The sequence below is a fragment of the Bacillus sp. 1A genome, assembly GCF_052682215.1.
The window spans coordinates 2,536,468-2,557,948 of sequence record NZ_JBQYLZ010000001.1 but is presented as its reverse complement, the minus strand read 5'-3'; the positions used below and the strand labels follow the sequence as shown (position 1 = coordinate 2,557,948).

The window sequence follows — 21,481 nt, the reverse complement described above, 5'->3', positions numbered from 1 at the left end:
ATTTGTGGGCAGTAATAGCCCTATTGGTGCGAGCTATTAATCAGTGAGAGATGAACATCCCCACCGATTACAGTTTCACTTTATAATTGTTGTAATCGTTTTATTTCAGTTAAAAGTTCTTGGCTTTCATGATATCCGGCCAATTTCCATTTTCCTTGATCTCTTTGCAATGTTATAATTTGATATTGTCCACTTTTCGCCCGCTCATATACATATAAAATTTTATGCTCTTCATCATATGACATTTTCGTTTCTGAATGAAAAGAAAACGGCGCTTCTTTTGCTGGAAGTAAATATTCACCACTTTGTTTATCACTTCTACTATTTTCATCTGTAAATACTTGAAGGAAATTCTCTGTAAAATATGGTGATAACGTTTCTATCATCTTATTCATCGGCAAATGCTTCCCACGAATTGAAAATTGGGTTTCATAGCCCTTTTGTATCGTTGTAAACACTTCTTCCCGATCGACTTTCACTTCCTCTTTTCCTAAAACAGTTGTGACACTATAACCAACTAGAAAGGCAACGCATACAAATAGAACTAACCATATTCCATATTTCCTCATTTTTTCACCTTCCTTTTAAGAAAACTTGTCTTTGTAGTATTCATTGTAACAATGATTATGCAAAGACAGGGGTGGTTTCGTTCGTAAAATCTTTACAACGATAGACAGCATTTTCATCACCATTTTCACTATTACCAATTTATGATAAAAACAAACAAAAAATGCACGAATCTCTTCGTGCATTAAAATAAAACATCTTCTTCATATAAATATTCATACGATAAATCTATAAATAAAAAGTTTTCATCATCAATTGGGAAGGAAAATGTTCGTACCATCTCACCGGTTTCAATATCAGCATATAAATCTGAAAGTCTTGCCTTATTCTCAAAACGCATTTTCATAATGTTTTCTAGAAAATACGGACGCCAACTCCAGTTTTTCATATAATACTCAGGCATCACAATCCATTCCCCATCTTTTTTCATAACGTTTCCTGATTGTTGGAAACCATCTTCGTTACAAATAAATATGCGGAAACTACACTGTGACACACTTTGGCTAAATTGTAATAACCAATCATTTATATCTTCATTCTTTTTCTGTTTGGCTAGAACATCACCAATTCGATCACGTAACATTTCTGTTAAATTATAAATCTTTTGTAACTTTTTCTTCTCATGTTGAATAAATTGATGACACTCATTACCAAGTCGTTCTTTCAAAACGTTCGTTTCAATAAAATCAGGTAAGCACTCTTTCAAATAATTCCCTTGATAATATCTACCACCGTTTTTCCAAGCATATTGTAGTTGATAAAAAGCATCTATTTCTTCATATAACAATGTTGCACCAATTCTTCTAGCAAGTAATGATAAAGAATATAAAATATCTTGATAAGATTGTAAAAGTGCAGTTTGCCTTAAGTTTGTTAAATCTACTTTTAAAATATCCGGTGCTAACACGCTAATACGTTCTAAATTACTTGTACCCGTTCCGACTTTATTAATCGAAATTTGAATACCATATGTACGATAATACATAAGCAAATGATTAAATTGCTCTATATCTTCTTGACATTCATGTTCTGTAATTTCTAAAACAATGTGTTTCAAATTTAAACCTTGCTCTTCATACATCAATAAAAGTTGAAGTAAACTTTCATCATCATCGTTCATTAATACGTTAGCATTCCGATGTATAAATAATAATAGTTTTTGATCACTTTCTAAATAACGATTTAAAGCTTTTTCTACTATAATGTTATCCGCTTCCAGTTGAAACTCACTCGGAATAGAATCATCATGAAAGAAAGAAGCTAGACTTTGTATGCCCTCTTCTGTTTGAATACGTCCTACTACTTCATATCCAATTACAGTATGCTCATCAGCACTAAAAATAGCTTGATAATAAGGAAGGACTTTATCCAAGTTACTCATTACATCTAATGCATCTATCAACGCGCTTCCCTCCCTTTACTTTTCAAAAATTATAACATGATATTTACGGAAAAATAATAAAAAATCCCTTCAGTTTTCCTGAAGGGATTAGAGGGGTAAAATGCTAAGGGGAATTAGCAATTCTACTATGAAGAAAAAAGAGGTCTTAAATATAACGTATATATGACCTCCTGTAAACACTTTTCTTTCACATGTCACAATTCCGTCACATTTAACCGTAAGAATATGAATCAAACATTCATTTTCTTATCCCTTTTAAAATGGATATTGATGTAAATGTTGTCCTCCATCCATTGTCATACAAGTTCCATTTATGTACGCAGCTTCATCTGAACATAAATAATAAGCTAGACCTGCAATTTCTTCTGGCGTGCCCAGTCTTCCAAGCGGAACACTTTGTATCGTACGCTTAGCCATTTCTTCTGAAATCCATAATTTATCGGCACCGCCCGTACGTTCAATTGGTCCTGGCGCGATAGCGTTAACTCGTATTCCATATTTACGGCCCCACTCAACAGCGAGTGTCTTCGTCATTGCTAATACTCCAGCCTTCGCTGCAGCCGAATGAATAACTCCCGGACCTGCATCCCATGCATATGTTGCTACCATGTTAATGATATTCCCTTTTATACCTTTTTCAATCCAATATTTTCCGACAGCATGGCTGCAGTAAAATGTACCGTTTAATACAATATTAATGACTGAATTCCAGCCATTCACGGATAAATCTTCTGCTGGACAAATAAAGTTTCCAGCTGCATTGTTTATTAAAACATCAATTCGACCAAACTTCTCATCAATCTCTTCAATCATTTTCTGAATGTCATCAGTATTTCTTACATCCATTTGTACAGGTAATACTTGCCCCGGAAATTGTTCAATTTCCAACTTTGTTTCCTCTAGTTTTTCCTTTGTACGTCCTGTAATAACAACTCGTGCCCCTTCTTTTGCAAAACGGGTCGCCATTCCTTTTCCCATTCCGCTCGATCCACCTGTTATAATAACTACCTTTTCTTTCACATACATCCCCTCCCAAAAATGAATACACATTCATTTTATCATTTTATTTAATAGAAATCTTTATATTTTTAAACTTTTCTGATATTTTAACGTAAAGAGGTTTCTTTTTATTCGTTTCTTTCGTAATCTATACTACTTTTTTATTATTTAAAATATATTTTAAATAAACTGAAAGGAGATTTGAGTAACCTATAAATGTAACGAAAACATGTGATATAAGTTAAATAGGTATACTCATATTTTTATGAAGAAAATTACAAGAAGAGATTTTTTTAAAGCCGGAATGCGCACTTGTCTATATTCATTTATAACCACTAGCATCGGATACTATTACGCTAAATATATTGAGCCTCATTTACTCTCTTTTACAGAGCATACACTTACATCACAACTCATACCCAAAAGTTTTCATGGTATGAAGATTCTTCAATTTAGCGATTTACATCTCGGATACTATTTCTCTCTCCAACATTTATCTCAAATCGTTTCTAAAATTAATGCTGTAAAACCTGACATTGTTCTTTTCACTGGTGATCTCATTGATAATTATCAAACATATACTGACACTCCTTTCGTTCCATCTATTTTAAAAAATATACAAGCACCCTTCGGTAAATTTTCTATTTATGGTAACCATGATCACGGCGGATATGGAACGGAATACTACGAGCACATCATGCGTGAATCTGGATTTGAACTACTACTAAATAGCGAAAAGAGAATTCGTCTACTGGATAATAGTGAAATTTCAATTTTCGGTCTTGATGATATACTACTAGGCAAACCCAAAATAGAAGAAACACTACTGCACGCGAGGCAAAACACTTATAACATTGTTCTTGTTCACGAGCCAGATATTGCACCACAAATCGCTAAATATCCAGTTAACTTACAACTTTCTGGTCATAGCCATGGCGGACAAGTACAAATTCCCTTTTTAGGTGCTATTATTACCCCATCACTTGCTAAAAACTATGTTGAAGGTTTCTATACGATTCAAGATTTAGCTCTCTATGTCAATCGAGGTCTTGGCAGAACACGCGTCCCATTCCGATTTATGGCAAAACCTGAAATTACAATTTTTACGCTCCAACATTCGTAATAATTCGCCTATTTTCTTACATATCCTTTCTTGTACGCGCTCATCCACGTTTCATTTACCATATGATAAAAATGAGTCCAATAAAGGAGGTTTGTTCATGTATCCATATTATCAACCAATCCCAGTCCGTTCAGCACCTATTGGTCCAGTAGGCGACTCACGCTTCTTTCCGTTTTTTGGTGTTCCATTTCTAGCTGGGATTGCTGGTGGACTGCTAGGCGGTGCATTAGCTTTCGGGCCTAGACCGTATTACCCACCATATCCACCACCTTTCCCACCGCCAACACCTTATCCTTGTTATGGCGGACCTTGTCAACAACCATTCTATTATTAATGTACTCCAACAATTCTACCAATGTTATTCCCTCTCTTAACTGATCCATTAACATGCTTATAATAAAAACTATTCTCTCTACGCATCCTTCTATTTAGAGAATGTATAATAAGTAGAGAACAAAGTAAAAAAACCTCTTAAAAAAAGAGGTTTTTTTTACTTTGTTCTCATTATTCAGCATCCGTGTTTTGATACGCCATCTTAAACAACTTCACTTGGCTATCAATTTCTTCTGTACTACTATTAATAACATAGTAGTACTCACCAGATTTATTCTGTTCACGTGTTTTCACATTATCAGCTAATATAAGTTGTAAAATCGCCTTAATCCTCGCCTTCATTTCAATATCTAATATCGGGAAAGATATTTCTACTCGCTTCTCCATATTCCGCGTCATCCAGTCAGCTGAAGATAAGTATATTTTCTCTTCTCCATTATGATGGAAATAATAAATTCGGCTATGTTCTAAATATCTCCCGACAACACTAACTACCCGAATATTTTCACTTACATTTGGAATACCAGGCCTTAAACAACACGTTCCTCGAACGATGAGCTCTACCTTTACTCCAGCTTGTGATGCTTCATACATTTTTTTGATTAATGGTTTATCTGTTAATGAATTCATCTTAGCGATAATATATCCATTTCCATATTGCCTATGATAACGGATTTCTTCATCTATTAAATCCATAAATTGCTCTCTTATATCAAATGGTGCAACCGATAAATGATGAAAATGTGGCTTGGTTGTATAACCACTCAAATAATTAAAGAAATTTGTTGCATCGACCCCAAAGTCTTTTCGTGATGTAATATACCCGAAATCAGTATATAACTTTGCTGTTGCGTCATTATAATTTCCAGTCCCGAGATGTACGAACCTTTCGATTTTTCCGTTTTTTCTTCTTACAACTAGCGTAATTTTACTATGTGTTTTCAAGTGGCTTACACCGTAAATAACGTGACAGCCTGCCTTTTCTAATTCTTTAGCCCAATGCACATTATTTTCTTCATCAAATCTTGCCTTCAATTCAACTAATACCGTAACTTGCTTCCCTTTTTCAGCTGCTACCTTTAGCGCCTGAATAATCGGCGAATCCCCACTTACTCGATATAATGTTTGTTTGATTGCAAGTACATTCGGATCGTCTGCCGCATCACGGACAAAATCAACTACTGGCTGAAATGATTCAAAAGGATGATGTAATAAAATATCATGCTCAATTGCTTTTTCAAATACATCTTCCGCATCCCCCAAGTCTTGAGGCCGTTGCGGAATAAGAGCCGGATATACTAGATGTTCATATAAAGGAGCTAGTTTTTTATATAAAGAAAATAGACATGTTAAATCTAATGGTCCATCCATTATATACACATCTTCATCTTTTACTTCCAACACCTCATATAATAATGCTAATACTCTTTCATCAATATGCTCTTTGCCAACTTCTAAACGTACAGCAGCTCCCCACTTACGCTTTTTTAATTCTTTTTCAATTACCTTTAATAAATCCCTCGCACCTTCTTCATGAATCGTTAAATCCGCATTGCGTGTAATACGGAAACGAGTAACAGACGATACTTTATATCCTGTAAATAATTTATGAGTAAAACCACTAATTACATCTTCTAATAAAATAAATTTATGCTTTTGCCCCTCACTCGGTAAAAATATGAAACGTTCAAGTAATGAAGGAACTTGTACAATTCCTAACTTCGTGCGGTTTTCTTCCTCCACTTGTTTCTCATCATATAAAAGAGTAGCTAAATTCAAACTTTTATTTAATAACATCGGAAATGGACGATATGCATCAATAGCTACAGGTGTTAAGACTGGAAAAATCTGCTCATCAAAATACTCTTCTATAAATTCCCTCTGTTCTTTCGTCAAATCGTGGAATGTTAAACGTTCAATCCCCTCTAACTCCAGCGCTGGCAACACATAATTTTTAAACGTATCATATTGTACAGTCATTAATTCATGGGCCTTTATCGCAATTTTATTTAATTGCTTTTTTGGTGTTAAGCCAGCCTTATTTTCTGGTTGGTTAAACCCAGCACTCACTTGATCCTTCAATCCTGCTACGCGTACCATAAAGAATTCATCTAAATTGGAACTGAAAATGCTAATAAACTTTAATCTTTCCAAGAGCGGATTTGTTTCATCCTGTGCTTCTTGTAGTACACGTTCATTAAATGCTAACCAACTTAATTCTCGATTATTGTAATAAGCTGTATCATTTAAATTTACTATATTCCCCATCAACATTTCCATCCTCTTCACACTTCCCCTGAAACTTTTTTACTATAATTTAGTTACTTTTATTTTAGCAAATTACAATATTCCAAGGTGTTAATTTTTTGTAAAGACATCCGTACAACTTAACGTTTTGATTCGAAGGATAAATTAATAGTCGTTTTCAACACTCTTTCCAGCTGCTTTTTTTGTTTTTCAGCTTGCACTTTTTCCGCTAATGCCGATTGCTCACATACAATTTTAAATGTTAATCCTTCTTTACTTTCTGTTATAGATATCGATTCAACAAGCGATCTTTGTCTTATATTCAGAGCTGCTGAAAACTGTAAAACAGCCCCTAATAGACGGATTTTTTTTTGTTCATTTTTATCAAACCATCCTTCAAATGGGGACAAATGTTGTTTGAATAACATTTTTGATTTATAAGACGCAATAAGCGCTAATCTAACTCGCTCTTTATGCATCATCCCATCAATTGTTTTATTCGCTAATAAATAAAACGTATGTAAGCGGCTCGCTTCTTCGTCTATATATTTACCTATATTAAATACTTTCGCTGCTTGATGGAATACTTCCCAGTCTTTTACTGACATAGAAATCAGCCCTGTTTCTTCAAGTTGTTGACAAATGAGTCTTCCATGTTTAATAAGCTGCATTACAAATTCCATATCCATTTCATATTCATGTGATAATAAATACAAACTTTCTTCGACTACGTTCGGATAATATGAAATCCCCAAATCTTTTGTCAACTCTTCATAGAAAACACCTTCTCGTAACCCTTTTCTACTTAACACAAATGCTGGTGCCTCTATAACATTAACAAGCGTATGAAAAACTTCGACTGCTGGAATAATTGTATCTGCTCGATCTTTTGCCAATCCTTCCAATTTTTGAAGTTCTATGAACGACAATGCTTCCAATTCTTCTTTCACATTTTTAATATCTTCTTCTTTCATTTTATATAAATGTACCCCTGCTATAGGATAACAAATTAAATTTTGATGGATTTTCACTAAGTTCCTCGCACTACCACCAATTGCAATAAGAGGCAATTTCTTATCAATTAACCATGGTAATGTTCGAAATTGATATTCTAAGTACGTTTGAATCTTTTCCAACTCGTCTTCAGTAGGTATATCCTCTTTAATAAATTGTTGCTTTAAAGAAAGTGCTCCAAAAGGAAAGCTATGGTACTCTAGAATCTCTCTATTTCGAAAGTATGTAACTTCTGTACTTCCTCCACCAATATCTACTGTAATTCCTTCAGAGAACGAAGTTGAATTCATAACCGCTAAATAGCCGTAACGTGCTTCTTCATATTCTGATAAGACTCTAAGAGTAAAGTCTGTTTGTCCTTCAACCAGTTTTTTAATTGCCTCTTGATTCTCAGCCTGTCTAATTGTTGCTGTTGCAACACAAAGTACATGATGTAACTGGTGGAATCGTGTACTTTCTTGAAATTGAAATAACGTTTGTAACAATACCTCTATTCCTTCTTCATTCAACACACCATCAATTAAGTAATTCCTTAGCCGAGCAACCACTTTCGTATTTTCAATCTCCTTATAAAAACCTCCGTTTTGCTTTTCATAAATAACTAAACGCATTGTATTAGATCCAATATCTATAATGGCATATTGCTGTTTTAATATTTCTTTCAAACTTCTCACTCTTTCATTATCAAATTTCTAAAGCACATTCTATTACTATTATACAAAATAGTTGTTTTTTGTAACAATATTGCTTTAATATTGAAAATATATACAATCACTTTTTGCATATAATAAAAACCTCTTTTATTTATGTTATAATAATGAAAAATTGAAAGGAGATTCAATATGAAACCTTCACAACCACAATCTCAATTACAAAACCAACATTCTATTAATCGACTAGCTCAATCTATTTTCGTTGTGAATCGTCATGCTAAAGCTGCAACTAATCCGAAGTATTTATACTGGTTAAAAAAGACGGCTTTAGAACGCTTAATTGCTGAAAAAAAAGCTATTAAAGAAGGATTACATTTTTCTAGAAATCCACGTTTTAGCCAACAACAATCTGATGTTCTTATACGTTTAGGTGATTATTTTTTCCATATTCCTCCTACCAAAGAAGATTTTCGAATCCTACCACATCTTGGTCATCTTGAATCCTCCTATCGAAATCCGAAAACAACCTTATCTTTAACAGTAGCAAAAAAAACACTTCAAGATTATATTGGTCCTGAAGCACTGAAACAAGAAAAAAAATTAAGTGAACCTGTCCCATGGTATAGTCGTACTTATACAAAAAAATAAAACAGTTTGGCCAATTGTAGGCCAAACTGTTTTATTTTTTCTCTTCTTTAATTTTAATATTTGCTTGTTTATAAAAAGCTATTTTTTCTGTATTATAAGATTTTGTAAATTCATTAAACTTGTCTTTTTCTGATTCAATATCCTTATAAGATTGATTTACTACTTTTACTTTTTCACTAATATCTTTTAATTTTGTACCTTTATCTTGTAACATTGTATATAATTCTTTTTCTTGTTTTAACGATTTATTATAGCTATCATACATCTTGTTAAATGAATCTTGTCGTTTCTCATATGTGCTTTTCACTTTATCCGCTTGATCTTTCAATTTCTTATCTTCAATTTTCTTCACATATTTATCTGCTGATTTTACTTCTTCTTGTGCCTTACTTAAAGATTCTTTTTCTTTTTTAAGCACTTTGTCTCGTTCATCTGTATTTTTCACTGCTTGGTTCAATTTTTCCTTAACAGTTTGATTATTATCTTTTCCTTCTTGAACAATCTGGTTATATAATTCTTGTCCCTCTTTTTCTAAAGTTTCAAGTTTCTTTGCATCTTCAAACATTGTTTTTTCTTGCTTTGCAGCTTTTTCAAATGCAACATATAATTCCTCTTCTGGTTTCGGTCCGAAACAACCGGCTAATAAAGTCATTGATAATGCAGTTACAATTGCTAATTTACTATATTTCAACATCTTCTTCCTCCTACTTATATACGATCATCGTGTAAAAAGCTATGAAAATTATATATCCTTCTATAAACTCCATACTCGCACCTTTTCTACGAAAATCATTGATATTGTTTATAATGCTTATACAAATTGTATTACTTAAAATTACATTTTACTTTTTTGAACCAATTAGCAGTTTCATATCCATCTTTTACTTAGCACTTTTTAAAGCCTGTTCATACTATGTATTACATAAAAGTACAACGGAATTCATCACAGCCATAATAATTTGAAGAACAACAGTAATAATAATTCACCTGATAAAAGATGATCGTTGTTCTCTCACGTCTATCATTCTATCATTCCCTTTCCGGCTTTCTATCAAATAATCTATTTGTTCATTTTACACAGTATAAATGCTATCTTGCAACAACTTACAATTATTCTTGTCATTCCCTAAAAAGGAAAAGTGTAGAGCATGCTTTCCTCTACACTTTTAAAATGAAACACATTGTGCAAAATGCATTGACACATCCATCATAATTATATGCTTATTCCATATATTTTTAAAGACTTTTATTACAATAAAAGTTCTTTTTGTAATAAAAGTCAAAAAAATGTTACATTCAAAACTTCTTCATATCATATTTCTTCAAATCAAGGTTTCACTCATTTTCTTACAAATCCCTATGCTGGTACAATTGATTTTGTGCCTTTCTTAACAATTCTTCAAAAGTTTTTCCTTCTATTGGATAACTAGCAGCTCCAAATAATAGCGTCATACTTAACAAACCATTTTCTATTTCACTTTCAATATTTTTCATTAATCGATTTGTTATTGTCGACTTTTCATGTCCGTTATCAATCGCCACAATAACATACTTATTTTCATCCCACCTTGTAACGACATCTCCTTTACGAATTGTCTTTACAATCGTACTCTCCAATTTTTGTACTAACACCTCCAATTTTTTTTCTTGCACTGTTTCTTTTAGTTCTTTCCATTCTTTCACAGAAAGAATGTACACTGTAATATTATGAGAATCCCGTTCTGATAAAGCAGCTACTTTCTCAAAGAAATCAACTACAAAATCATTACTTGCCATACGCCCACTCGCTCTTTTATCATACCAATGTCCAAAATAATAGCTGAGTATCATTTGCAATATATAAATAATAAAGACGGTATAAAATGATCGCGAATCCAGTTTTGTAATTACATCCTGAAGCGCAATCCATTCTGTAACTGCCACTGTATTCCCAAGTAATAACCCACTAATTTTCCCTTTATGTTTCATACTTCTCCTCCTTTCTATACCAATATATGTTTCTATAACAATTATGTTTTTCTACAAAATAAAAAATGTACATATTGAGTGTACATTTCCGCTTAAGCTTGTCTACCATTTCTATTCTATTTCATATATATACTATATATCGTTTTAGAAAGAGGTGACTTATATGCTACAAAAAGAGAATCTATCAGATATTATACGTTTACTAGCAGGTTTTCTATTATCATTAAAATTACTGTTTAATTCTTTCGGAGTGAACTTTATTACAAACGATCAAATTGATGCTATTGTAAATGTTGCTTCCTTTCTTTTCATTTTATATTTTGGTTATAAAAATAATTATGTAGGAAAAAAAGGAATCGAGCAAAAAAAAGTACTCAAAAAACACAATCTTCATTAAAAAAGGAACCTTTCTTACAGGTTCCTTTTTATCATTGCCGCACAACAACTTCATTTGTTTGCAGCGGGCCATATGATACTCCTTTATATTGAAATGTATATGTAGCCTGAAATAATGCGTTTTTGATTGCTTTATCTTTATTTGCTTTTATTTTACAAATTAGTTCTACCTTCTCATTCGGTAATAAATTATCAATTCGCCACCTTACAAGCTGGAACAAAAACTCGCTCATCCCCTTATCAGCCTTTAATGAGTTTGGAATATAGGCAAAATAATCTCGAATCATATGACTTACTACAACTCGTGAAATCATTTCCATTCCTTTATTTTCAACTTCAATTCGAATAATAAGTATGTCATTTACATCATAGGTCAGTTCATATGAAAATTTTTCTTTATACATACTACGGATTTGCAATGTAACTGCTACATTAGGACATTCATTTTCTTTTTTTGAGCCATCAATCCATAACACCGGTTGTAGCGGCATTGAACGCCTACCTTGATCTGAAATTCGTTTCCATATTTTCATAATAATATTCACCCCATTTCAGATGCATCATATCCATACGACCTTATTCTGCCTCTCCACACAATATTAATAAAGCTTGTTACAAACGATATATAGTTATTACTCTTTCTTTTATCCTATTCGACAATATAAAGAAAAAACCATTTTTCCTCTGTTAACAGAAGGTATTCTTACTGAAATATTTTTTTACAATTTCCTTCATTGACTTTACACCAATACTAAGTATTGCTCACTCTTTCTCTGTCCATACAACAGAATATTTTGGCGGAAGAAAAAGTTTGCCTTTTAGTCAAATTTGACTATAATATTCTTTATGGCTTTGTCAGTGCACTTATGTAAATTGATTTAAAAAACTATATTTCAAATTTTTATGCGCTGCACTCAAAACTTCATATAGTTTACTTATTATTAAAGGAGGGTTATATTTGGAATCTCAATTATCAAAAAAAGACTCCAACAATACAAAATTTGTCGTTGCAGGTTTATTACTTGGTATTTTAATGGCGGCAATGGATAATACAATCGTTGCAACAGCAATGGCAACGATTGTTGGAGACCTAGGAGGATTTGACAAGTTCGTTTGGGTCACGTCTGCATATATGGTAGCAACAATGGCAGGGATGCCTATCTTCGGAAAACTTTCTGATATGTACGGACGGAAACGCTTTTATATTGGTGGTCTCATTCTTTTCTTATTCGGTTCTGCACTTTGCGGGACAGCATCTAGTATTGAGCAACTAAGTATTTATAGAGCAATTCAAGGGATCGGTGGCGGTGCTCTTATGCCTATCGCCTTCACGATTATGTACGATATATTCCCACCAGAAAAGCGCGGAAAAATGACAGGGCTATTTGGTGCGGTTTTCGGGACATCTAGTGTATTTGGCCCTTTATTAGGTGCTTATATTACAGACTATATAAGTTGGCATTGGGTCTTCTATATTAATATTCCATTAGGAATTATCTCTTTCTTCTTCATTACTAAATACTACAGTGAATCTCTAGAATTTAGAAAACAAAAAATTGATTGGGCTGGCGCTATTACACTTGTTATTAGTATCGTTTGCTTAATGTTCGCCTTAGAACTTGGTGGTAAAGAATACGCATGGAATTCCACTGTAATTATCGGTTTATTTACAACAGTTGTTATTATGCTTATTATTTTCTTCTTCGTAGAACGAAAAGCAACTGAGCCTATCATTTCTTTCCATCTATTTAAAAAACCTTTATTCGCAGCTAGCCAAGGCGTTGCCTTTTTCTATGGTGCCGCTTTTATTATCTGTACAGTTTATATCCCAATCTTCGTTCAAGGTGTTCTCGGTGGCTCAGCCTCCAATGCTGGATTAATTTTAACACCTATGATGGTTGGCTCTGTAATTGGAAGTCAAACAGGTGGACAGTTAGCTTCTCGAACAAGCTATCGTAACATCATGATAGTATCTGGCATTTTCTTCGTAATTGGTATTTATTTACTAAGCACTTTAACAATGGATACACCTCGTCTACTTGTAACGCTATTTATGGTTCTCACTGGACTTGGAGTCGGTTTTTCGTTCTCAGTTTTAAGTATGTCTTCTATCCACAAGTTAGAAATGCGAGACCGTGGTTCTGCTACATCAACAAACTCATTCTTCCGTTCACTCGGTATGACTCTTGGTGTAACGATTTTTGGTACAATTCAAAACCATATTTTTACTACTAAATTAAACACTGTGTTCCCTCCTGAACTAGCTAAATTAGCTCCAAAGGGCGGAGACACAAGTTTCTTATTATCACAAGGTGCCACCGAGAAGATTCCAGCTGAAATATTAACTGGTATTAAAGATGCTCTCGCTACATCTATTGCTAGTACATTCTTCTGGGCACTGATCCCGGCTGTACTAAGTGTTATTTGTATTTTACTTATGGGAAATGAACGCCTCTTTACAGGTCCAAAAACGAAACAAAAACAAAAGCAAGTAAGTTAATATAGAGAAAAGAAACGGCATATCCCTTTATGAAAACGGATATGCCGTTTATAATATGTATAAAGTTTTTATTTATAGGAGTTGAGACAGCATGAGCATGAAATTAGTCATTCTCGGCTTGCTACTCGAAGGAGATAAACATCCATATGAAGTGCAGCACATCATGAAAGAACGACAAATGGATTGTTATATTAAATATGCAAAAGGATCACTTTACTACGCCTTCGAGCAATTAGAAAAGCAGGGTGCAATTCGTATTACCACGATTGTTCGAGATACGAATAGACCCGATAAAACAATCTTTCATATAACAGAAGAAGGTAAACGGTTATTTCACACGTTACTATTAAAACAATTCGAGGCACAAAATCAAATATATAAACCAATTTATTCAGCACTCTCTTTCGCTCATTTTGGTGATGATCAAGAGTTAATTCCTATTTTAGAAAAAAAGAAAAATGATACCGTTCAATATTTACATAAAATGCAAACTATATATGATTGTAGTAAAGGACAAATTCCACGTGCACAACTATATATTTTACAAAGCGTTATTGAACATATTACAGTTGAATTGCAATGGTTAAACACCCTCCTTACAGATGCAGTTGCAGGGCGACTGTCGGAAATTGATATAGATACAAATTAAACTTATAAAGAAGAAACTGTAAAAAAGACAATAAAGTTATTTCTTTTTACACCCTAAAACAAGCATAGCCCCGTTCTAATTTAGGACGGGGGATGCTTGTTTTATTTTCGCTATAAGATACTTATTTCACTGCACTCAAAAATATAACAAAGATTTATTTATCACCGGTATCCCATAATAGAAGATTATTTCTTAAAATTCTATATAAAAAGGTTGTTGATTTTCATCCAAACTGTATTCAATTCTTTGTCTGAAATTCATAAAATTCACCATCTCTAACGCCTGCTCAATAGGATAGAACCCTACTTCCAAACTTTCTGGTGTAGTCGTTAATTTACCTCCAACTGGTCTAGCTAAAAACAACGTATTACATATTGAATGGTTCACATTTTGGAATACTCCACAAAATTTTAAAACTTCAATATCAACACCTGTCTCCTCTTTAGTCTCCCTTATTGCAGCATCTTTCAAAGACTCTCCTTCTTCAACTTGTCCACCTGGCATTTCCCATCCTCTTCTAGGTCCCTTAATTAATAAGATTTCTTTTTGTTCATTCATTACAATTGTCGCTGCTGAAACTATATGTTTTGGTGGTGAATAAATATTTTGTGTACTTTGTTCCAATTGAAATTCCCCATTTCTATAAACTTAGTATATGTATCTTTATACAGAAACCTTTTTCTTTCTTGTGATAACTTACTATTTCAAAATGAACCATTCAATCCCCTTCCTCATTCCAGAATATGGATGGATTTTCAAATAACATAACTAGCATCTTAGCTCTGTACAAGTACATACTTCTTTGTATGTTTAATCGTACTTACTTTCAATTCCTCTTACTTTTCTTCGTCTCAAAAAACCAGAATACTCCGAATAATAAAAATAAAAAACTTTAGAATTTTCTTATTTTAAAACAGTAGACAAAATTCCAAAAATTGTGTTAGAATTTGTTTCAATATCATATCGCTTGTTAACTTCCTTTCAAAAGGAAAATAGGTACACGAAAATTTCGTTTCGTGTTTAAAAGGGAAGCTTGGTGAAACTCCAACACGGTCCCGCCACTGTAAATGCTGAGATTTCTTTTCTATGCCACTGTGAAAACGGGAAGGTAAAAGAGATTATATGAAGCATAAGTCAGGAGACCTGCCTGTTTTAACAACACTGATAGATTCACGGATGATGATGAGGTGTTAAAACAAAAAGGAAGGCTTATTTTCTATGCCTTTATGCTTTTTGTTATAGGTATTTCCTAGTAAACGGAAATGCTTACTTTCAATTAGGGAGGAATTTAAAATGGCAATTCAAACAAGTAACTTAGGTTATCCACGTATCGGACTACAACGAGAGTGGAAAAAGACATTGGAAGCTTTTTGGTCCAATAAAATCGATGAAGAACAATTTTTAACAAAGATGAAAACAATTCGCCTTCAACACGTAAAAGTACAGCAAGAAAAAGGGATTGAACTCATTCCAATTGGCGACTTTACATATTATGATCACGTTTTGGATACTGCTTATATGCTAGGATTTATCCCATCACGTTTTTCTGAGTTTACATCTTACCTTGATGTATATTTCGCAATGGCGCGTGGCTCTAAAGATCACGTAGCTTCTGAAATGACAAAATGGTTTAACACAAACTATCATTATATCGTTCCTGAATATGAAGAGGGATTACAAATCTCTTTAAAAGATAATCGTCCACTTCGCTTATACGAAGAGGCAAAACAAGAATTAGGAGTAGATGGAAAACCTGTTATTTTAGGACCATATACTTTCTTAAAATTAGCTAAAGGCTACACACAAGAGCAATTTGCTACGATTTTAAAACAGTTAGTTGCACCTTACGTACAACTGATTTCAGAACTACATGCAGCTGGTGCACAAGTCATTCAAGTTGATGAACCGATTTTTGCTTCTTTAACGAAAGAAGAAGTTCAACAAGCAAAAGAAATTTATGAAGCTATTCGTAAAGAAGTTCCAAATGCGAATCTTCTTTTACAAACATATTTTGATAGTGTAGAAGAAAACTATGAAGAAATTATTACATTCCCTGTATCCGGTATTGGATTAGATTTCGTTCATGGTAAAGAAGGTAATCTAAATGCTATTTCAAAATATGGATTCCCAGCTGATAAAACTTTAGCTGTCGGTTGTATAGATGGCCGTAACATTTGGAGAGCTGACCTTGATGAAGTTCTTACGTTATTTACAACGTTACAAAAACAAGTCCAAACGAAAGATTTCATCGTTCAGCCTTCTTGTAGCTTATTGCATACGCCAATTGATAAAACAGAAGAAACTCACTTATCAACTGAGCTATTCGATGCGTTAGCATTTGCAAATCAAAAATTAGAAGAGTTAGTTCTTATTCATTCCGCTCTTACTCAAGGTACAGAAAGCATTAGTAATGAGCTGGAAACATACCGAAATGTACATCATACAATTCGTTCATCTGCTGCACGTAACCGAGAAGATGTTAAAGCAGCACGAACAGCACTAAAAGAAGAAGATTTTTCACGTCCTCTTCCATTTGAAAAACGATACGAATTACAACAAGTTGCCCTGGAGTTACCGTTATTACCAACAACGACTATTGGTAGCTTCCCGCAAACAACTGAAGTTCGTCAAACGCGAAAAGAATGGCGTAACGGTGTTATTTCAAATGAACAATATGAACAATTTATTGAAAAAGAGACAGAAAAATGGATTCGTTACCAAGAAGAAATTGGTCTTGATGTTCTTGTACATGGTGAATTCGAAAGAACTGACATGGTCGAATATTTTGGTGAGCGCCTTGCTGGTTTCTCATTCACTAAAAACGGTTGGGTACAATCATACGGTTCTCGCTGCGTAAAACCACCTGTTATTTATGGCGATGTTGCCTTTATTAACGGAATGACTATTAAGGAAACGGTTTATGCACAAAGCTTAACAGAGAAAGTTGTAAAGGGAATGTTAACTGGACCTGTTACGATTTTAAATTGGTCCTTCGTTCGAAATGACATTCCAAGAAAAGAAGTTTCGTATCAAATTGCATTAGCTCTTCGTCACGAAATTGAACTACTTGAATCTTCCGGAATTCGAGTAATCCAAGTCGATGAGCCAGCACTTCGTGAAGGAATGCCACTAAAAGAAAAAGATTGGGACGCTTATATTACATGGGCAGTACAATCCTTCCTTTTAGCAACTTCTTCTGTAGCAAATGAAACACAAATTCATACGCATATGTGTTACAGTAACTTCGAAGATATTGTTGATGCGATTCGCGCATTAGATGCAGATGTGATTTCTATCGAAACATCAAGAAGTCACGGTGAATTTATTGACACATTAAAACATACAACATACGAAAAAGGCATCGGTCTAGGTGTATATGATATTCATAGCCCACGTGTACCGAGTAAAGATGAAATGTATAAAATCGTAGAACAATCTTTAGAAGTATGTGATCCTAAATATTTCTGGATTAATCCTGATTGTGGTTTAAAAACGAGAAGAACGGAAGAAGTTATCCCGGCTCTAGAACACATGGTGCAAGCAGCAAAAGATGCTCGTTCCCTGCTAAAAACAAACGCATAACAAAAATGGGTTATCCTCAAAAAGGATAACCCATTTTTTATTCTTTACTTTCAAAAAAGAATTCGTATTGTATTTTATATAATTCATCATCCGTTGGTTCTTCAAGAGGAGTTGCCTGTAATACAACTGTATACTCACCATTCGGAATAGGGATTTGGAATTTATTCGAAAGAATACTTGTTACAACGATACATTCATTTTTAACTGTAAAAGGAACTGTAACCGTTCTAATCACCTCTTCTTTCTCAATATGTTTCCCAGGGGTCACTTTTACTTCACAAGTATAATCAGAGAGTGCTTCAAAAATAACAGTTCCATCCGCCTTCGCATAACCTCTTTCAAAATCTTCATCCGTCCAGTCTACGTAAGGCTGATCACCGTCATAGTTCATCAACATTAATTGCGAATAAGAAATTGTTAACTCCATCGTTCCCCTTCTCCTTCATTATGAAATATGCAACTACTACTTTACGTCAAATTTCACACGCGTACCATCTGGGTATTTATCTAACTTATTTCCTACCCAAGACCCTGCTCCGCGGTTATCTGCTGGACTTATATATTCAATATGTGCTCCTTTTCCGCCTTCTTTACACATCGCCATTGGCCATTCATCACGATCATACCCTTTTTTTGATGGGTATGGAGCTAACGATAATTTTCTTCTATCCGCAGCACCACCACGGTCGATTGTACAAACTTCTGAATGTCCTTCTTTTATAGCATCCGTAATATGTTTCCCTGTCTCTGGATATCGCTCTTTCGGAAATTCTAGAACTTGATCATATGCATTCGTTTTTTTGATACTTGTTTCCTCTGGAACAAGTACTTCATAAACCGCTACTACAATAGAAAGAATTGCAATAATTGAAATGATAATACCTTTTAATTGCTTCATGTATACCTCCATGCTTCTACCAGTTTCTTTTCCTCAGTTATTATAACAAACTTCTCCTGTATATGTTTTCAGACATTATTTTAGCTCTTCTTCGCCATTCCGCCAAAAACTCTCATTTTTCTTCATCTTTTCACTAATGCTGTAGAAAACTAATAACCTTCCGACATTCTTTTTTAAAGGAAGTCCTCATAAAAGATTGAAATGATATATACGATACTTTTTGGGGAGGAAATAACATGGAAGCTATCTATAAAACGAAAGATGTCACGAATAAAACAGGCATCCCAAAACATATAGTCCGTAAATATAGCCAACTGTTAGAGGAACATGGTTATATCATTTCAAAAACAGCTGATGCTCGTATTTATAAACTGGATGATTTAAAACTATTGAAATCTATACATGAAAGAGCTGCTAAACTGCAAGAAGATATTTCAGAAACGATACCTATTATTTTAAAAGAAAAAGAGGCCCCGCCTGTACCCGCTATACAAGATAAGCAAGAAATACAAACGAAAGAAAAAGAAGATGGGCGTAACTTTGAGGAGTTCATGTTAAAACTTGAAATGCTCGCTCAATTAAATGAAGCAATTATTCATCAAAATTCTACCCTTATTACCCAAAATCGTTTAAAAGATGAAAAGCTAGATGAATTGATGCAACAAGTTTATGTAAAAGAAGGCTCTCAAGAAAAAATGCTACAAGAGTTAGTAGATCATGCCGCTCAAACAGATGCCCTGCAAAAAGAAAAGATGGACTTATTAATGAATCATATGTATAAACGAGAATCCAAGCAAGAGGAAAAAATGAATAAACTCGTAAATCAAATTTATAATAAAGACAGCAACCGGGATGCACAACTTATGCAAGTGATTCGCGAAATTCAAGAAACAAAAAGATTAGTCGCAGCTTCGAAAGAACAAAGCTTTTTTCAATCATTTAGAAGTTTATTTAGCCGATCAAAACAAGAAAAAACATCTGAATAAAATAATATTTTTTTCCTATATAAAATAAAAAGTTACCTTCCATCGGTAACTTTTATTCCTTATTTCTTACAGCTGGCAATATAATAATCGCTTCAGTTCCTTTCCCACTTTCGCTTTTATATTCCAGCGTACCATTATGCGCTTGTAAAATACTAAATGTTACCATAAGTCCTAATCCTGTCCCTTTTTCTTTTAAAGAATAATACGGTTGTCCCAGTCTTACTAACTGTTCTTTCGTCATTCCAACACCACTATCTTTAACTCTTATTACTATCGTTTCATCTTTTTGCATAGCCGTTACTTTTAAATATCCTTTATTTCCTTGGATTGCTTCAATACCATTTTTAACAACATTCATAATAGCTTGCTTCAATTTCGTCTTATCACCGATCGTATAAAGACTTTCAGAAATCTCAACTTGCAAATATACACCTTGCATCGCTGCAAATGATGACATAAGAGTTGTCATTTCAATTAATTGAGCGGATAAGCAAATGTGTTCTTTTTTCTCAATTTGCGGCCTTGCTAAATTCAAATAATCTGAAATAATTTGTTCTGCCCGATCCAATTCGGCTAATACGAGACGCATATAATCCTTATTCTTCACATCTTCCGTACTTTCTAACAATTGAATAAAACCACGAACAACAGTGAGCGGATTTCGAACCTCATGTGCAACACTTGCTGCCAACTCACTTACAATATTAAGCTTTTCTGACTTTTGCATCTCTGTACGTAATATTGCATTTTCATTTAAATATTCTGTTAAGTACACTTGAAATACCATAGTCATAACCATAATAAGCGAAGCAAATATATATCCGCTATATAAGTGTGAAATGTGTGGTGTAAACCCCGTTTCTAACAGAACGTTAATCATACCAATCACTAAAGAAACAAGTACGTACAATGATGAAATCATAAATGCTAAAATTAGCTTCTTATCCCTTGAAAATAGAGACCATTTCTTTGATAAAAATAATGGAACTATCAATAGAAATATTACTTCTATGACTGGAAGAAGGCTCATTCCCTTTAGCGCCCATTCATATGCAACAAAAATAACGGCCGGGATTAAACCAACAATCCCACCATATAAAAAACCACTAACAATCGGGATTGGGTGAAAATTATACCCACAAATGTCACCAAAACAAATAGAGTATGTCATGGAGAGAATGAGTGTAATGCTGGATAAAAACATAATAAAGTAGCGGTTCGGCTTCGGAGGCATTTCTTGATAACGATTTAAACGAATCGCTTCATATAAAAATAGTGGCAAAATAATGATGGCAATTTGGATCATTAAATCACGGATCAGCTCCATAGCCTCTCATCCCCTATATGTATTTTGATATGATTATATCATTTTACGGGTTTATTTGTTTTAAAATTTTGATTTTTCTTAACGTATTTGTTAATTCTTTGTTAACAGCACATAATAATTGTTACAGATTTTCGAAATGAATGTAAACCCTGTACCAAATTTCTGCCTGACAGTATACAATGAATACGG

Annotated in this window: 20 protein-coding genes and 1 riboswitch; of the genes, 8 read left to right on the top strand and 12 right to left on the bottom strand. The window is 33.7% G+C overall.

The window, feature by feature from the left end; genetic code table 11:
- Positions 1–80: 80 nt before the first annotated feature.
- From ACUN0F_RS13075 to fadH, 3 genes are all read right to left on the bottom strand, one after another.
- A complete protein-coding gene (locus tag ACUN0F_RS13075; protein ID WP_001233812.1) occupies positions 81–569 on the bottom strand; it encodes a DUF3993 domain-containing protein in 489 nt (162 codons plus the stop codon).
- A 182-nt stretch (positions 570–751) separates the two neighbouring features.
- Positions 752–1,969: an EAL domain-containing protein gene (locus tag ACUN0F_RS13070; protein WP_046957433.1), complete on the bottom strand. Its 1,218-nt coding sequence runs from the start codon at positions 1,967–1,969 to the stop codon at positions 752–754.
- A 255-nt stretch (positions 1,970–2,224) separates the two neighbouring features.
- Complete coding sequence (gene fadH / locus ACUN0F_RS13065) at positions 2,225–2,989, bottom strand: 2,4-dienoyl-CoA reductase (protein ID WP_000660912.1); 765 nt, start codon at positions 2,987–2,989, stop codon at positions 2,225–2,227.
- A 244-nt stretch (positions 2,990–3,233) separates the two neighbouring features.
- Between fadH and ACUN0F_RS13060 the strand changes: the two genes are divergently transcribed.
- Positions 3,234–4,091 (top strand): metallophosphoesterase, encoded by an 858-nt coding sequence (locus ACUN0F_RS13060; protein WP_046956442.1) that lies wholly within the window; start codon positions 3,234–3,236, stop codon positions 4,089–4,091.
- A 97-nt stretch (positions 4,092–4,188) separates the two neighbouring features.
- On the top strand, positions 4,189–4,425 hold the full coding sequence (locus tag ACUN0F_RS13055; RefSeq protein ID WP_000283744.1) for a hypothetical protein: 237 nt from the start codon (positions 4,189–4,191) through the stop codon (positions 4,423–4,425).
- A gap of 170 nt (positions 4,426–4,595) precedes the next feature.
- Here the strand turns inward: ACUN0F_RS13055 and ACUN0F_RS13050 are convergent, their stop codons facing one another.
- Positions 4,596–6,704, bottom strand: coding sequence for a polyphosphate kinase (locus tag ACUN0F_RS13050; RefSeq protein WP_000425559.1), 2,109 nt, complete (start codon positions 6,702–6,704; stop codon positions 4,596–4,598).
- Between the two features lie 107 nt (positions 6,705–6,811).
- Positions 6,812–8,350, bottom strand: coding sequence for an exopolyphosphatase (gene ppx / locus ACUN0F_RS13045; RefSeq protein WP_046956440.1), 1,539 nt, complete (start codon positions 8,348–8,350; stop codon positions 6,812–6,814).
- 177 nt (positions 8,351–8,527) lie between these two features.
- Between ppx and ACUN0F_RS13040 the strand changes: the two genes are divergently transcribed.
- A complete protein-coding gene (locus tag ACUN0F_RS13040; protein WP_000804864.1) occupies positions 8,528–8,986 on the top strand; it encodes a YkyB family protein in 459 nt (152 codons plus the stop codon).
- 31 nt (positions 8,987–9,017) lie between these two features.
- On the opposite strand, the gene ACUN0F_RS13035 is transcribed toward ACUN0F_RS13040, so the two are convergent.
- Together ACUN0F_RS13035 and ACUN0F_RS13030 are read right to left on the bottom strand one after the other, a co-directional pair.
- Positions 9,018–9,680 carry a YkyA family protein gene (locus tag ACUN0F_RS13035; protein ID WP_264460865.1) on the bottom strand — a complete coding sequence of 221 codons (663 nt, stop codon included), beginning with the start codon at positions 9,678–9,680 and terminating at the stop codon, positions 9,018–9,020.
- 653 nt (positions 9,681–10,333) lie between these two features.
- Positions 10,334–10,954, bottom strand: coding sequence for a diguanylate cyclase domain-containing protein (locus ACUN0F_RS13030; RefSeq protein WP_445539553.1), 621 nt, complete (start codon positions 10,952–10,954; stop codon positions 10,334–10,336).
- 163 nt (positions 10,955–11,117) lie between these two features.
- Between ACUN0F_RS13030 and ACUN0F_RS13025 the strand changes: the two genes are divergently transcribed.
- Positions 11,118–11,351, top strand: a complete 234-nt coding sequence (locus ACUN0F_RS13025; protein ID WP_000939452.1) for an SPP1 phage holin family protein — start codon at positions 11,118–11,120, stop codon at positions 11,349–11,351.
- 31 nt (positions 11,352–11,382) lie between these two features.
- Here ACUN0F_RS13025 and ACUN0F_RS13020 read toward each other — a convergent pair whose 3' ends face one another.
- Positions 11,383–11,883, bottom strand: coding sequence for a hypothetical protein (locus ACUN0F_RS13020; protein ID WP_046957438.1), 501 nt, complete (start codon positions 11,881–11,883; stop codon positions 11,383–11,385).
- Positions 11,884–12,308: 425 nt separating this feature from the next.
- On the opposite strand from ACUN0F_RS13020, the gene ACUN0F_RS13015 reads away from it, so the two are divergent.
- Positions 12,309–13,850 (top strand): MDR family MFS transporter, encoded by a 1,542-nt coding sequence (locus tag ACUN0F_RS13015; protein ID WP_000445747.1) that lies wholly within the window; start codon positions 12,309–12,311, stop codon positions 13,848–13,850.
- Positions 13,851–13,941: 91 nt separating this feature from the next.
- Positions 13,942–14,499, top strand: a complete 558-nt coding sequence (locus ACUN0F_RS13010) for a PadR family transcriptional regulator (RefSeq protein WP_000062072.1) — start codon at positions 13,942–13,944, stop codon at positions 14,497–14,499.
- A 192-nt stretch (positions 14,500–14,691) separates the two neighbouring features.
- On the opposite strand, the gene ACUN0F_RS13005 is transcribed toward ACUN0F_RS13010, so the two are convergent.
- Positions 14,692–15,123: an NUDIX hydrolase gene (locus ACUN0F_RS13005; protein ID WP_000438232.1), complete on the bottom strand. Its 432-nt coding sequence runs from the start codon at positions 15,121–15,123 to the stop codon at positions 14,692–14,694.
- Between the two features lie 353 nt (positions 15,124–15,476).
- A riboswitch (cobalamin riboswitch) is annotated at positions 15,477–15,664 on the top strand.
- Positions 15,665–15,792: 128 nt separating this feature from the next.
- Between ACUN0F_RS13005 and metE the strand changes: the two genes are divergently transcribed.
- Complete coding sequence (gene metE / locus ACUN0F_RS13000) at positions 15,793–18,081, top strand: 5-methyltetrahydropteroyltriglutamate--homocysteine S-methyltransferase (protein ID WP_088064326.1); 2,289 nt, start codon at positions 15,793–15,795, stop codon at positions 18,079–18,081.
- A 37-nt stretch (positions 18,082–18,118) separates the two neighbouring features.
- Here metE and comJ read toward each other — a convergent pair whose 3' ends face one another.
- Positions 18,119–18,508 carry a competence protein ComJ gene (gene comJ, locus ACUN0F_RS12995; protein ID WP_000424016.1) on the bottom strand — a complete coding sequence of 130 codons (390 nt, stop codon included), beginning with the start codon at positions 18,506–18,508 and terminating at the stop codon, positions 18,119–18,121.
- A gap of 36 nt (positions 18,509–18,544) precedes the next feature.
- Positions 18,545–18,979 (bottom strand): DNA-entry nuclease, encoded by a 435-nt coding sequence (nucA, locus tag ACUN0F_RS12990; protein ID WP_000811502.1) that lies wholly within the window; start codon positions 18,977–18,979, stop codon positions 18,545–18,547.
- A 236-nt stretch (positions 18,980–19,215) separates the two neighbouring features.
- Here nucA and ACUN0F_RS12985 point away from each other — a divergent pair, with 236 nt between their 5' ends.
- Positions 19,216–19,965, top strand: a complete 750-nt coding sequence (locus ACUN0F_RS12985; RefSeq protein WP_000387495.1) for a DUF3967 domain-containing protein — start codon at positions 19,216–19,218, stop codon at positions 19,963–19,965.
- 52 nt (positions 19,966–20,017) lie between these two features.
- Here the strand turns inward: ACUN0F_RS12985 and kinB are convergent, their stop codons facing one another.
- Positions 20,018–21,292, bottom strand: a complete 1,275-nt coding sequence (gene kinB / locus ACUN0F_RS12980; protein ID WP_000420378.1) for a sporulation sensor histidine kinase KinB — start codon at positions 21,290–21,292, stop codon at positions 20,018–20,020.
- Positions 21,293–21,481: the final 189 nt, after the last annotated feature.

Coding starts and splice junctions, on each gene's coding strand:
- ACUN0F_RS13075 (WP_001233812.1), bottom strand. CDS start 569: ATGAGGAAATATGGAATATGGTTAGTTCTATTTGTATGCGTTGCCTTT.
- ACUN0F_RS13060 (WP_046956442.1), top strand. CDS start 3,234: ATGAAGAAAATTACAAGAAGAGATTTTTTTAAAGCCGGAATGCGCACT.
- ACUN0F_RS13055 (WP_000283744.1), top strand. CDS start 4,189: ATGTATCCATATTATCAACCAATCCCAGTCCGTTCAGCACCTATTGGT.
- ACUN0F_RS13050 (WP_000425559.1), bottom strand. CDS start 6,704: ATGGAAATGTTGATGGGGAATATAGTAAATTTAAATGATACAGCTTAT.
- ACUN0F_RS13040 (WP_000804864.1), top strand. CDS start 8,528: ATGAAACCTTCACAACCACAATCTCAATTACAAAACCAACATTCTATT.
- ACUN0F_RS13035 (WP_264460865.1), bottom strand. CDS start 9,680: ATGTTGAAATATAGTAAATTAGCAATTGTAACTGCATTATCAATGACT.
- ACUN0F_RS13030 (WP_445539553.1), bottom strand. CDS start 10,954: ATGAAACATAAAGGGAAAATTAGTGGGTTATTACTTGGGAATACAGTG.
- ACUN0F_RS13025 (WP_000939452.1), top strand. CDS start 11,118: ATGCTACAAAAAGAGAATCTATCAGATATTATACGTTTACTAGCAGGT.
- ACUN0F_RS13020 (WP_046957438.1), bottom strand. CDS start 11,883: ATGAAAATATGGAAACGAATTTCAGATCAAGGTAGGCGTTCAATGCCG.
- ACUN0F_RS13010 (WP_000062072.1), top strand. CDS start 13,942: ATGAGCATGAAATTAGTCATTCTCGGCTTGCTACTCGAAGGAGATAAA.
- metE (WP_088064326.1), top strand. CDS start 15,793: ATGGCAATTCAAACAAGTAACTTAGGTTATCCACGTATCGGACTACAA.
- comJ (WP_000424016.1), bottom strand. CDS start 18,508: ATGGAGTTAACAATTTCTTATTCGCAATTAATGTTGATGAACTATGAC.
- nucA (WP_000811502.1), bottom strand. CDS start 18,979: ATGAAGCAATTAAAAGGTATTATCATTTCAATTATTGCAATTCTTTCT.
- ACUN0F_RS12985 (WP_000387495.1), top strand. CDS start 19,216: ATGGAAGCTATCTATAAAACGAAAGATGTCACGAATAAAACAGGCATC.
- kinB (WP_000420378.1), bottom strand. CDS start 21,292: ATGGAGCTGATCCGTGATTTAATGATCCAAATTGCCATCATTATTTTG.